Raw genomic sequence first — 12,285 nt, 5'->3', positions numbered from 1 at the left:
CTAAGCGAAGTCTATTCGCTATTCGCCAATTCACTAGTTCGCTATTAAAAATGCGCGATTACTACACCCTCAAATTCAACCTTCCCGCGGGCATTGTTTCGCCGGGGGCGTTGCAGCAGATTCTGAAACTGGCGGCTGGGGCGCATGTCCGGACGGTGCGTTTCGGGGCGCGGCAGCAACTGCTGATGACCGTGCATTACGAGGATCTGCCGTTTCTGCGGAAAGACCTCGACGGCATCGGGCTGCGCTACGAAGTCAATACCGACCAGTACCCGAACATTATCAGCTCGTACTGCGGCGAAGAAGTGTTCCGGACGGGTGCGTGGCTGGGCGAAAGCGAGTACCACAGCATCCTGGACCAGTTCGATTTTCAGCCGCGGCTGAAGGTCAATCTTTCGGATTCGAACCAGAACTTCACGCCGTTTTTTACGGGCAACCTCAATTTCATTGCTTCGCCGGAGCCGCATTTCTGGTATCTGTACATCCGCCCGAAACAGACGAACACCGTTTTCCGCTGGCGCGACCTGATTTATACCAACGACATCGGTCGCCTGGCCCGGAATGTGGAGGAGGCCATGCTCGAAGCGGGGTATACCGACGAGGAGACGCTGTACCGGACCGTATCCCAGGGACGAACGTACATCACCCAGCCCGCTACGCAGGAGGTGGAACTGCCAGAATTTTCGCTGCCGTATTACGAAGGCTTCAACCGCTACGGGCAGCGGACGTGGCTGGGGCTGTACCGCCGCGACGAGCAGTTCAGCATTCCGTTTCTGCTCGACCTCTGCGCGCTCTGCCTCAAAACCCGGATTGGCGAAATCTGCCTTACGCCCTGGAAATCGCTCATTATCAAAGGCATTTCGGAAAAAGACCGTTCCGCCTGGTCGTATGTCCTCGGGAAGCACAACATCAACGTCCGCCATGCCGCTACCGAACTGGCCTGGCAGACCGAAGACCATTCCGACGAGGGGATGAAGCTGAAAAAGAAGCTGGTCCAGTATTTTGAACAACACGATACCCGCACTTTTGGCCTTTGTTTCGGCATCCAGACGCGGCCCAAATCGGAGGTCTTCGGCTCGGTGCTGATTCGGAAACGGCCGCTGGTGCAGTTGGGCCAGTTGTCGCTCTTCAGTGTTTACGATCTGTATTTTACCGAAAACTTCAACCCGAACAGCCGGACCTATTTCCGGTTCGAAAGAGGAATTCTGGGCATTCATCTGCCCGCGCAACTGGAGCGGCTGTGCCGGAAATTCAACATGCGACGGGTGATGGAAACGGCCCGGCCAGTGCCCGAACCCGCCGAAACGGCAACTCCGGCCGCGGCCCAGACGGCGCACCAGTGTCCGGATTGCCTGACGATCTACGACGAGCGTCACGGCGACAGCCGGCGCGGCATTCCGGCGGGCGTCCCGTTTGCGAACCTGCCCGCCGACTGGTGCTGCCCGACCTGCGAAACCGAAAAAGAGAAGTTGCTGGAAGTTGAACTTAACTAAATGTGTTTAACCACAGAGGTACACCGAGTTGGGCACAGAGTTAAAAAGAGTTTTTTTAGAAAAAACCTCCGTGCATCTCTGTGAATTTCTGTGGTTACCCAAAGAATATGAAAACAGCCGCAATCGAAACCACGTTTTTCGCCTTTGAGAGCGACTTTGCCGTGTCCCTCCGCTGCATTCCGATGGTGGTCCGGTACAAACTCGACGCCGTCCGCATCAAGCTCAAACTGCCGGAATGGGCCCGCTTCAGCCTTGCCGAGAAGCAGGAACTGGCGAACCGGCCCTGCCATACGCCCAATCAGATCGAAGAATACCGGCAAGCCGTCGTCCGGCTGATTGCCGAACGCTGCCGCCACGGAGCCACGGAACTGACCAGCCTGAACCCGTCGTGGGACAACCTGAGCGAAGTTCCGGCGGAGGTCAATGAGAAGGCCGCCGAATGGGAATGTCCGCCCGTCAGCCTGAGCCAGTGGATAGACCTGCCTGTCCTGCAGCGGTTTGCGCTGGTGAAGCTCAGCCGGTCGGGGCACGGAGGCGAAAATCTGCCGCGCGCCATGCGGGAATTTGGACTGGTGGATTAAAACAGAAAGAGGCTCCCCAGCGTGTACTGGCCCAGCTTCCGGCTATCGGAAGGCAGTCCGGCGACATTGGTCCGGAGCAGCCGGACCGCCCGGCGCCGGGTGCCCTGAGCGGAAAAAACGATGCTGCCGTGCATCTGTTTTACCTTCTCGAAGGCCGCCAGGTTGGGGGAGCGCTCCATGGAAAGGGTCGTGTGGTAACTCGCCGTCTGGATGTTGATTCCTTCCCGTTTCAGGCTGCGGCTGATTTCGCGCAAAACGGCAAAAATATTGGTTTCCAGTTCCAGCAGTAATTCGCCGACACCTTCGGTCTGAAATACCGTTGCGAGATCGTATTCAAACGAGCGCAGGTATTGCCGAACGGTGTTTAAGTGCTCTTTGTATTTTTCTTTGTAAGCAAGAATCGCCTCCAGATTGGTATTGGCCTGCGGAACCGGAAAACAGGTGTCGAAAATCAGCGTAACGGCATCCGTCGGCCGGGCCTGCGCCTGAAACAGAAAGTCCTGAAAAGCGGCATTGCAGGTGCCGGGGGTGATGTGTTTGCCCTTCAGCATGAAGTCCTCGCGCACCAGCCGGGTCAGGAACCAGACGCTCTGGTCGATCAGGTCATTGTGCTCCACTTCGTAGGCAACCTCCGGCTTTTCAAGGCGATTGATGGCATAAACGTAGTCGAAGAAGGACGTCTCATACGCGGCGGAGAGGGGAACGCTTTGCAGAACCGGGGGTGAAAAGCGGTCGAAAAGCTGAGGCAGCAAGGCGCTGGAACCGTCCTTTTTAAACCCTTTTTCGAGCCGTCGATACTCCTTTCCCAGCTCTTTTTTCAACTCCTTATTGATAAACGATTTGGCTACGATGGGCGTAAACAGCTCATTTTCGTACAGAAACCGGATGGCCTCAGCGCGTTTGAAATAGTTTTTCTGCTGCCGGTTTTCGGTTGCTTCCGGTTCTTCTCCTTCCAGCAGCTGCGTCAGATACTCGTCGGTAGGGAATACCGAAAGCAGTTCGTCATTGTACAGCAGCGAAGCTTTTGTCCAGTTCAGGCACGGCAGGAATCCCGGATAGTAAATCGAGCACTCTTTCATACAACAAATATACAACCCGGCCTCCACCCGCTCCCACCTTCGACGGGTTTTACAAAAAAAGTGCCCTGCCGACCCGTCGAACGCAAACGGGCGGGCAGAGCCTCTGTATATTCTTATCGCTTCCCGTTCAGGTGGTTACGGACGCTTCCTGGTCCAGAATGGCCCTTACCTGTTCGCTTACTTTCTTCATGGTCCGGAAATGCCCGGCCAGAAACTCACCCAGCGCCTCCTGGTCCGCAGCCGGCGGCGCATTCTTGAGGTCTTCCAGCGCATTGGTCAGAATGATCATCAGTTGCTTCTGACCGGCTTCCGCCGCATTGCCGACATCGGCGCACGTCGTGCGGTCGCGCAACACCAGCAGATCATAGTAAAGTTTGTATAATTCCTGAACCTGCTGACTCCACTGGTCAAATGCAGTCGCCAGAGGGTGGATCAAAGCCGCCGGAGTATTTGTCACTAGTTGCATATGTTTTGGGGTAGGGAGATACTCAATTGTTCAAAAAACAAACAACTACCATACCAGACAGGCAAAATCGGCCCATTGCTGTAACCATTTCAACCTAAACCATTAACATTTCATATGTAATGCCGTTATTTTTACAGAAAATGATCCCTTCCGAAGCGAATTATTGGACATTGGACCCTTTCGACGGCAGCCCGGTATCCATCCAAATAACAAAGGAATTGGCCTTCTGTTTTGGGAAAACCGGTTTTTCACCGAATTTTGCATCAACTGATCCTATATTCATGCTGCCTTGCCAATCTTCCGTGCAGTATGGTATCACTATTGCTCTGATTCACAGGTTTACCGGCTGCTACCACTGACCTGATTTCTAATAACCAATGCATACGTTTACTCCACCCAGTTTCCGTAAACCGATCATCCGCTTGCTCGCTGTTCTGCTGGGCGGCCTGCTGGCCTCCTGCACTTCCTCCCGCGACATTGCCTATTTCCAGTCCGGATCGAGTCTGCCGGGGGCGGGCATGGCCATTTCCAATCGGTACGTGCCGGTGATTCAGCAGGCGGACCTGCTTTCGATTTACATCAACAGCATCAATCCCGAAGCCAGCCGGATGTTCAACCCGTACGGCGAGGCCGAGCGGCAGATCACGACCCCGACGCAGCCGGGCCAGATTCCCGCCGGAATCGGCTACCTCGTCGATGAGGAAGGCAACGTGGAAATTCCGCTGGTGGGCAAAGTAAAACTGGCGGGGCAGACGACCCTGCAGGCGCGGGAGATCATCCGGGAAAAGCTGAAAGCGTTTCTGAAAGAGCCGACCGTCAATGTGCGGTTTCTGAATTTCAAGATTTCGGTACTGGGCGAGGTGGGCCGCCCCTCGGTTTTTGTCATTCCCAACGAGCAGATTACGCTTCCGGAAGCGCTCAGCCTCGCCGGTGACGTGACCATTTTCGGCCGGCGCGACAACGTACTGATTATCCGCGAGACGGCCGGGCGCCGCGAATTTGCCCGCCTCAATCTGACCCGTCGGGATGTGTTTCAGTCCCCGTTTTATTACCTGCATCCCAACGACGTGGTGTACGTGCAGCCCGGAAAGACGCGGGTCGCCTCTACAGACCGCTGGCTGCTTTTCCTGCCGACGACGCTCAGCGCGCTTTCCCTGCTGGCGATTATCATCCGGGGCGGCGGGTTCTGATTCCGGCATGGAGCGGTAAAACGACCGGGAAAAGGTTACCGGCCGACCCGCCTGACTGGCTTTGAACGTTAAATTTCGCGAGCAACAGTAACTCTTCTCTCGAAAACAACTGATTGATTTACAACGAAGTGGCATCCGGCGATGCCACTTTTTTTTATTTAATCAAACCAGAGCTGTTACCTTTTGAACATTATCCTGTCTAAAAAACATCAGAATCAATGCGGTGTTCTGCAATCAATTCATGATCAATAAAGCATATAAGATTATTTCCGGTTAATCTTGTTGCTCCTGAGTAGATCGTCGGTAGCTGACTTATCCGTAAAGTTCTGTTTATCATGGCAAACGATCGCGCGCCTTCTACTGGTCGCGTGTACTCAACGTCTTTCAGGTGTTGCACTTTCAGGCAACGCCCTGTGCAATTGAATTTCTGAGAATTAAGAAAAAATGCCCTGCCGTTCGACGTCCCGACGAAACGCTGGAATTGCTGTGGCATCACTTTTCGAAAGGCTTTAATTAATCACCAAGAGTACCTCAATGGGTATGAAGGCAACAACCTCCCACACATACACAACGACACCCGCTTACACGAAGGAAGAGTACGTCACGTCCGATCTCCAGAGTTTCGTGATGCGCTATCTGCGTAACTGGAAATGGTTTGTCCTGAGCCTGTTCGTCTTTGCGGGTCTGGGTTTTCTTTATCTGAAATCAGTAGAGCCTCTTTACCGCATCACGGCCTCTCTGCTCGTGAAAGACCAGCAAAAAGGCATTTCGGAGACCAACGCGCTGAAGGAGATGGACCTTTTCAAACCCAGCCGGGTGGTGGAGAACGAAATTGAAATCCTGAAGTCGCACACCCTGATGCAGAAGGCCGTCGAAAGCCTCGGCCTCCAGGTCCGTTATTACCACAAAGCCCTGTTTGGTCCCCGGGAAGTGTACGACGAACTGCCGTTCCGCCTGCAACTGATCGACCCGCTGCCCGGACTGTACAAAACAGACCTGACCCTGCAGCCGGTGAGCGCCGGGACGGTCCGCCTCGGCAACCAGACCTATCCGGTCAACCAGGTACTGCAAACGCCCTACGGCCGTCTGCGCATCGAGGCCCCCAAACCGCTGGAAGCCGCAGCGGAACCCCTGATTGTCAAAACCATGCCGCTGCGGCAGGCGACGCTCGTGTACTCGCGCAGCCTTAAGGTCGAGCCCAGCAGCAAATCCTCCACCGTGCTGCTGCTGACGCTGGACGACCCCGTTCCGACCAAAGGCGAAGACCTGCTCAACCGGCTCATCAAGGAATACACGGCCGCCGAAGTGGAAGACAAAAACCGGGTGGTCAACAAAACCATGCAGTTTATCGAAGCCCGCCTTGCGCTGGTCTCCAAAGACCTGGCGGAAATCGAGAACAATATCGAAAAATACAAATCAGCCAACGGCATTACCGACATGAGCGCCGAGGCCCAGACCCTGCTTCAGCGGGTGCAGGCCAACGATAGCCAGCTCAGCCAGGTCGATATTCAGCTTGGTGCCCTGAACGATGTGGAACGGTATGTCCGGGCAAAGACGACCAATCCGGGCATGGTGCCGGCCTCCCTGGGCATGAACGACCCCACGCTGGTAGGACTCATCAGCCGCGCCAGCGAACTGGAACTGAAGCGCAACGACCTTCTGAAAACGACGTCCGAACAGCACCCGTTTGTGAAGGGCGTCAACGAGCAGATTGCGCTGACGAAGCAGAACATCCGGCAGACGCTCGGCAACCTGCGCGAAAGCCTCGAAGGCACCCGGCAGGAACTGCTGACGCGCAACGCCCGGCACGAAGGCATGGTGCGGAGCGTCCCCAACAAGGAACGCGAACTGATGAACATCACGCGCCAGCAGTCCATCAAAAACGGCCTGTATACCTATCTGCTGCAAAAACGGGAGGAAACTTCGCTGTCGTACGCCTCGACGATGGCCGACACCCGGACCATCGATCTGGCCCGGAGCGACGCCACGCCCATCAAGCCCATTGCCTCCCTGATCCTGCTGCTTTTCAGTACGCTGGGGCTGATCGTGCCGATGGTTGCCATCACCCTCCGGGATCTGCTGAACAACCGCGTCGCGCAGCGCTCGGATGTGGACGAAGCTGTGCAGGTGCCCGTCATTGGCGAGATTTCGGAAGCCCGGTTCAAAAATCCGATCATTGTCCGGGAGGGCGACCGGTCGGTGGCGGCGGAGCAGATTCGGGCGCTGCGGACAAATCTCCAGTTCCTGCGGTCGGGCAACGACAGTCTGTCGCTGCTGCTGACCTCCAGCGTCAGCGGGGAAGGCAAGTCGTTTGTCTCGCTGAACCTGGCCGCCAGCCTGGCGCTCATCAGCCGCCCGACGGTCCTGATCGACATGGACCTGCGGAAACCGACCCTGCACACGCAGTTGAAACTGGCGAATTCGGTCGGGCTGAGCAACTACCTGACCGGCGAGGCCGAGCTGGAAGACATTCTGCAGCCGGTGGCCGACATTCCGTACCTGTGGGTAATTCCCTGCGGCATGACGCCGCCAAATCCTTCGGAACTGCTCACCAGCAGCCGTCTGGATGAGCTGTTTGTCAAACTGCGCGAACTGTTTGCCTTTATCCTGGTGGATGCCCCGCCGATCGGGCTGGTCACCGACGCCCAGATCATCGCCAGCCATACCGACGCCGCGCTGTACATGGTTCGTTACAAACTGACGCCCAAAGAAGCGCTTCGCAAGGTCGAGACGCTATATCGGGAACAGCGCCTGCGAAAACTGGCCCTGGTCCTGAACGGCGGAGACGCCAAATCGGCCTACCAGCATAATGCCTATTACAGCCCGCAGGCCCGTGAGCAGCCCGGCGTGCTGAAACGTCTTTTACAAAATCCGACTTTGAAAAACGCCTTGAATTAGGCCGTCCTACCTGATCCGTACCGATATGATTACGCAAGCCCCCATTCAGATGGTAGATCTGAAAACCCAGTATCTCCGCCTGAAAACCGATATTGACGAAGCCATGCAGCAGGTTCTGCTGAACGGCGACTTCATCAACGGCTCGTTTGTCCGGCAGTTTCAGCAGGATCTGGCCGCTTTTCTGGATGTGGAACGGGTCGTCACCTGCGCCAACGGCACGGATGCCCTGCAACTCGCCATGATGGCGCTGGATCTGAAACCCGGCGACGAAGTGATTGTCCCGGCGTTTACGTACGTGGCCACGGCCGAAGTGATTGCCCTGCTGGGTCTGACGCCCGTCTGGGCCGATGTGGACCCGGATACGTTTAACCTCACGGCCGAAAACGTGCAGGCCGTGCTGACACCCCGGACCAAAGCGATTGTCCCCGTTCACCTTTTTGGCCAGTGCGCCGACATGGAGCCGCTGCTGCATCTGGCCAGCGCCAACGGCCTTGCGATCATTGAAGACACCGCCCAGGCCATCGGCAGTATCTACCGTTTTGCCGACGGCACGGAGCGGATGGCGGGCACCATCGGCGACATTGGCTGTACGTCTTTTTTTCCGTCGAAAAACCTCGGCTGCTACGGCGACGGCGGGGCGCTCATGACCAACGATACCGGGTTGGGAGAACGCCTGCGCATTGTCGCCAACCACGGCCAGCGGCAGAAGTACATTCACGAACGGGTGGGGGTCAATTCGCGGCTCGATACCCTTCAGGCGGCCGTTCTGAGCGTTAAGCTGCCGCATCTGCCGGATTTCAGCCGCCGTCGGCAGGAAGCCGCCGCCCGCTACGACGAATGGCTGGGCAACGTGCCCGGCCTTCGGATTCCGGTCCGGGCGGCCGCTTCGACGCACGTTTTTCACCAGTACACCCTCAAAGTAGAAGGCGACCAGCGCGACGCGCTGAAAAGTCATTTGCAACAGGCGGGCATTCCGGCGATGGTCTATTACCCGATGGCCATGCACCAGCAGCCCGCCTACCGCCGCGACGAGTATCCGGCGGGGTCTTTCCCCGTTTCGGAAGCCCTCTGCCGCCAGGTGCTCTCGCTGCCCATGCATACCGAAATGGACGAAGCGGAGCAGGAATACATTGCCGCAAAAGTAATCGAGTTCTTTAATGCTGAATGATTGATAGGTTGAATGATAAAATGACTGAGTCAAATCAACCTATCAGTCATTCAACCTTTCAATCCTTCAGCCAGGCGCTTATGACAACCAAAACTACCTATATCCACCCTACCGCTGTCGTGGACGAAGGCTGTGAAATCGGTGCGGGAACGCGGATCTGGCACTTTTCGCACCTCATGCCGGGCTGCGTGCTCGGGGAGGACTGCAACATTGGCCAGAACGTGGTCGTGTCGCCGAACGTCGTGCTCGGGCGGAACGTGAAAGTGCAGAACAACGTGTCGATTTATACCGGCGTCACCTGCGAGGATGATGTGTTTCTGGGCCCGTCGATGGTGTTTACCAACGTCATCAATCCCCGTTCGGCGGTCAATCGCCGGGACCAGTACACCTCTACGCCCGTCGGCCGGGGCGCTTCCATCGGCGCCAACGCGACCATCGTTTGCGGCAACCCGATCGGGGCGTTTGCGCTCATCGGGGCCGGGGCCGTCGTGACCAGACCCGTACCGGCCTATGCCCTGGTGGTAGGTAATCCGGCCCGGCAGACCGGCTGGGTAAGTGAATACGGCCACCGCCTGCAGTTTAATGCCGAAGGACGGGCCACCTGCCCCGAAACCGGCCAGGAATACCAGCTTGAACAAAACCAGGTCCGGCGCATCAGCTGAACCTGCCCAATACCGTCAGGAAACCCCTGACACTCATGAAAAAGTACTCTGTCCGGGGGCGACCCCTCTTTTTAACTGTAAAATGAACTATTCAGAAAAGTTAATCCGGTTTGCCGTAGTTGGCTGCGGTCATATTGGAAAACGTCATGCCGAAATGATTCAGCAGCATCCCGAAACGGAACTCGTTGGACTGGTTGACGTAAAGAATCGCCGTGACCTGAATATCGACAAGTACGACGTGCCGTTCTTCCGCTCGCTCGACGACCTGCTGGCGGCCAATCTCAACCTCGACGTGGTCACGATTGCCACGCCCAACGGCCTGCATGCCGAACAGGCGCTGCGGGCGCTCGATGCCAACAAGCACGTCGTGATCGAGAAGCCCATCGCCCTGCGCCGGCAGGATGCCGAACAGGTGCTATACAAAGCCCTGAGCAAACGCCGGGACGTGTTCGCCGTGATGCAGAACCGGTATTCGCCGCCTTCCGTCTGGCTCAAAGACCTCGTGGAATCCGGCGCCCTGGGGCAGATTTACCTCGTTCAGCTCAACTGCTACTGGAACCGCGACGAACGGTACTACACCACCGGCAGCTGGCACGGACAGCGCGACCTCGACGGCGGGACGCTCTACACCCAGTTCTCCCATTTCATCGACATCATGTACTGGCTGTTTGGCGACATCACCAACATCCAGGCGCGCCTGATGGACTTCAACCACCAGCACCTGACCGATTTTGAGGACAGCGGCGTGGTGTCGTTCCAGTTTCTCAACGGCGGGATGGGCTGCATGAATTTCTCGACTTCGGTCTGGAACAGCAACCTCGAAAGCAGCATTACGGTCATCGCCGAAAACGGCAGCCTGAAAGTGGGCGGACAGTACATGGACAAGGTCGAATACTGCCATGTCCGCAATTACACCATGCCGGAACTGCCGCCGACCAACCCCGGCAACGACTACGGCGCGTACAAAGGCTCGGCCATGAACCATAACTTCGTGGTCGCCAACGTGGTGGACGTACTGCGCGGACGGGGCGCCATCACCACCAACGCCATGGAAGGGCTCAAAGTGGTGGACATCATCGAACGGATTTACAAAGCCGCCCAGAACGACCAGCCGGCCGGGCAGGCACCGGCGGGACAGGATTCCCGGCCAATCGGTCGGCCGCAGGTGGTGCACCGCGAACTGTACCCCCTTGCTCCCAACGGCTCAGCCAACGGACAGCGGGTTCATTCCTACTAAGACCCAAGGCCCGCCGGACCTCTCCGGCGGGCTACCCGCCGTCCTTTTCCTGAATGCTCGCGCTTCTTTGACGACCTCCATTCCGTATGCTTTCCCGCCTGCAAGCTTATTTTCAATCCGGAAACGCCCTGACCGTAGCCGTTCGGAAGAACGTTCTTCTGACGGTGCTGATCAAAGCCGCCGGATTTGTCCTGAATCTGGTGTTTATTCCGCTCACCCTGAGCCTGCTATCTACGGAACTGTACGGCGTCTGGCTGACGCTCAGTTCGATGGTCGCCTGGTTTCTTTTTATTGATTTCGGACTGGGGAACGGACTTCGCAACAAACTGACCCAGCTTCTGAGCCAGGGAGAGCACGCGCAGGCCCGAACCTACGTGAGCACGCTGTATACCGCAACCGGAGTGATCGCCCTGACTTTCTGCCTCCTTTACGTCTGCGTGCACCCCTTCATCGACTGGGCCGGGCTCCTCAAAGTAGCCCCCCGCTGGAACTCGGAGGTCAGCACGCTGGCGTTGATCGCGTTTATGACGTTCGGGCTGGAACTGCTGCTGCGCAACATCACTTTTGTGCTGCTGGCGGTGCATAAATCGGCCGTCAACTCGCTCTTTCCGCTGCTGAGCAACCTCACCACGCTGGGGCTGATTCTGGCCTTTCGTCCGTGGCTGGAGGGGTCGCTGCTGCATGTCGGGCTGGCGCTGCTGGTACCGCAGATTGTGGTGCTGGCGGGTTTTCATCTGTATTTTTTCCGGGGCGAACTCCGCTACCTGAGCCCGTCCATCGGGGTGGCCCGGCGCGAAACCCTGCGGCATTTCGGCGGACTCGGGCTTTCGTTCTTCATCCTGCAACTGAGTTTTTCGGTCATTTTCACCACGACCAACCTCTTGATTACGCGGCTGCTGGGTCCGGCGTATGTGGCCCAGTATGAAGTGGCGTTCCGGTATTTCGGTTTTCTGCCGATGGGCTTCAACATCGCGCTGAATCCGCTCTGGTCGGCCTTCGGCGAAGCGTATTTCAAACGCGATGTGGAATGGATTGAAGGGGCGCTTCGGCGGATGCAGCAGTTGTGGGGGCTCGTTACGGCGGGGCAGGTGGCGCTGCTGGCGCTTTCGGGCTGGCTGATTCCGCGCTGGGTGGGCAACTCCGTGGCGGTTCCGTTGACGCTGGCGGGCGCCATGCTCGTCTACTACGCGCTCACCACGTTCGGCACCATCTACGTGAGCTTTCTGAACGGCATCGGGCAGGTCCGCTACCAGCTGATCGCGGCCACGGGAGCCATTCTGCTGATGATTCCGCTCGCTTATGCGCTGGTGACGCTGGCCGGACTGGGGCTGGTGGGAATGCTGGCGGCGATCTGCCTCTGTTCCTCGTACAGTTTTCTGGTCGCTCCGTTCGAAACCCGTCAGGTTCTGCGGAAGCTGCGGACCTCGCCCGTTTTTTCCTCCGTCAACGAAAGCCTGCCCGTGTGACCGGCAGCCCAAAAAACGGTCCGAACGGGTAAACCCCATACCGCC

The 12,285-nt window shown here is 57.2% G+C and carries 10 protein-coding genes; 8 read left to right on the top strand and 2 right to left on the bottom strand.

What is annotated here, in order from left to right:
• Nucleotides 1-50: 50 nt before the first annotated feature.
• Nucleotides 51-1,493: a rubredoxin gene (locus tag ORG26_RS15360; RefSeq protein ID WP_266363252.1), complete on the top strand. Its 1,443-nt coding sequence runs from the start codon at nucleotides 51-53 to the stop codon at nucleotides 1,491-1,493.
• A 107-nt stretch (nucleotides 1,494-1,600) separates the two neighbouring features.
• Complete coding sequence (locus ORG26_RS15355; protein ID WP_266363250.1) at nucleotides 1,601-2,074, top strand: nitrate reductase associated protein; 474 nt, start codon at nucleotides 1,601-1,603, stop codon at nucleotides 2,072-2,074.
• Here the strand turns inward: ORG26_RS15355 and ORG26_RS15350 are convergent.
• Together ORG26_RS15350 and ORG26_RS15345 are read right to left on the bottom strand one after the other, a co-directional pair.
• Nucleotides 2,071-3,153 (bottom strand): hypothetical protein, encoded by a 1,083-nt coding sequence (locus ORG26_RS15350; RefSeq protein WP_266363248.1) that lies wholly within the window; start codon nucleotides 3,151-3,153, stop codon nucleotides 2,071-2,073. The genes ORG26_RS15355 and ORG26_RS15350 overlap by 4 nt on opposite strands.
• Nucleotides 3,154-3,280: 127 nt before the next feature.
• Nucleotides 3,281-3,619, bottom strand: coding sequence for a hypothetical protein (locus tag ORG26_RS15345; protein WP_266363246.1), 339 nt, complete (start codon nucleotides 3,617-3,619; stop codon nucleotides 3,281-3,283).
• A 422-nt stretch (nucleotides 3,620-4,041) separates the two neighbouring features.
• On the opposite strand from ORG26_RS15345, the gene ORG26_RS15340 reads away from it, so the two are divergent.
• The 6 genes from ORG26_RS15340 to ORG26_RS15315 all read left to right on the top strand — a co-directional run bounded on the left by ORG26_RS15340 (nucleotide 4,042) and on the right by ORG26_RS15315 (nucleotide 12,240).
• Nucleotides 4,042-4,809 carry a polysaccharide biosynthesis/export family protein gene (locus ORG26_RS15340; protein WP_266363244.1) on the top strand — a complete coding sequence of 256 codons (768 nt, stop codon included), beginning with the start codon at nucleotides 4,042-4,044 and terminating at the stop codon, nucleotides 4,807-4,809.
• A 540-nt stretch (nucleotides 4,810-5,349) separates the two neighbouring features.
• A complete protein-coding gene (locus tag ORG26_RS15335) occupies nucleotides 5,350-7,707 on the top strand; it encodes a GumC family protein (RefSeq protein ID WP_266363242.1) in 2,358 nt (785 codons plus the stop codon).
• Nucleotides 7,708-7,732: 25 nt separating this feature from the next.
• Entirely contained in the window at nucleotides 7,733-8,875 is a 1,143-nt protein-coding gene (locus tag ORG26_RS15330) for a DegT/DnrJ/EryC1/StrS family aminotransferase (RefSeq protein ID WP_266363240.1), read from the top strand.
• An 80-nt stretch (nucleotides 8,876-8,955) separates the two neighbouring features.
• The gene (locus ORG26_RS15325; RefSeq protein WP_266363238.1) at nucleotides 8,956-9,537 is read left to right on the top strand and encodes an acyltransferase; all 582 of its coding nucleotides are present in this window, start codon (nucleotides 8,956-8,958) and stop codon (nucleotides 9,535-9,537) included.
• Between the two features lie 82 nt (nucleotides 9,538-9,619).
• Nucleotides 9,620-10,774, top strand: a complete 1,155-nt coding sequence (locus tag ORG26_RS15320) for a Gfo/Idh/MocA family protein (protein ID WP_407704800.1) — start codon at nucleotides 9,620-9,622, stop codon at nucleotides 10,772-10,774.
• Between the two features lie 86 nt (nucleotides 10,775-10,860).
• Entirely contained in the window at nucleotides 10,861-12,240 is a 1,380-nt protein-coding gene (locus tag ORG26_RS15315) for a hypothetical protein (protein WP_266363234.1), read from the top strand.
• The last annotated feature ends 45 nt before the right edge of the window (nucleotides 12,241-12,285 follow it).

Source organism: Tellurirhabdus rosea, from assembly GCF_026278345.1.
Taxonomy (GTDB): Bacteria; Bacteroidota; Bacteroidia; order Cytophagales; family Spirosomataceae; genus Tellurirhabdus; species Tellurirhabdus rosea.
Note: the sequence above shows the minus strand (reverse complement) of the source record. Positions and strands in the feature narration are given on the sequence as shown.

Excerpts from the sequence above, each read along its gene's own strand:
- ORG26_RS15360 (WP_266363252.1), top strand. The coding sequence starts at position 51 with ATGCGCGATTACTACACCCTCAAATTCAACCTTCCCGCGGGCATTGTT.
- ORG26_RS15355 (WP_266363250.1), top strand. The coding sequence starts at position 1,601 with ATGAAAACAGCCGCAATCGAAACCACGTTTTTCGCCTTTGAGAGCGAC.
- ORG26_RS15350 (WP_266363248.1), bottom strand. The coding sequence starts at position 3,153 with ATGAAAGAGTGCTCGATTTACTATCCGGGATTCCTGCCGTGCCTGAAC.
- ORG26_RS15345 (WP_266363246.1), bottom strand. The coding sequence starts at position 3,619 with ATGCAACTAGTGACAAATACTCCGGCGGCTTTGATCCACCCTCTGGCG.
- ORG26_RS15335 (WP_266363242.1), top strand. The coding sequence starts at position 5,350 with ATGAAGGCAACAACCTCCCACACATACACAACGACACCCGCTTACACG.
- ORG26_RS15330 (WP_266363240.1), top strand. The coding sequence starts at position 7,733 with ATGATTACGCAAGCCCCCATTCAGATGGTAGATCTGAAAACCCAGTAT.
- ORG26_RS15325 (WP_266363238.1), top strand. The coding sequence starts at position 8,956 with ATGACAACCAAAACTACCTATATCCACCCTACCGCTGTCGTGGACGAA.
- ORG26_RS15320 (WP_407704800.1), top strand. The coding sequence starts at position 9,620 with ATGAACTATTCAGAAAAGTTAATCCGGTTTGCCGTAGTTGGCTGCGGT.
- ORG26_RS15315 (WP_266363234.1), top strand. The coding sequence starts at position 10,861 with ATGCTTTCCCGCCTGCAAGCTTATTTTCAATCCGGAAACGCCCTGACC.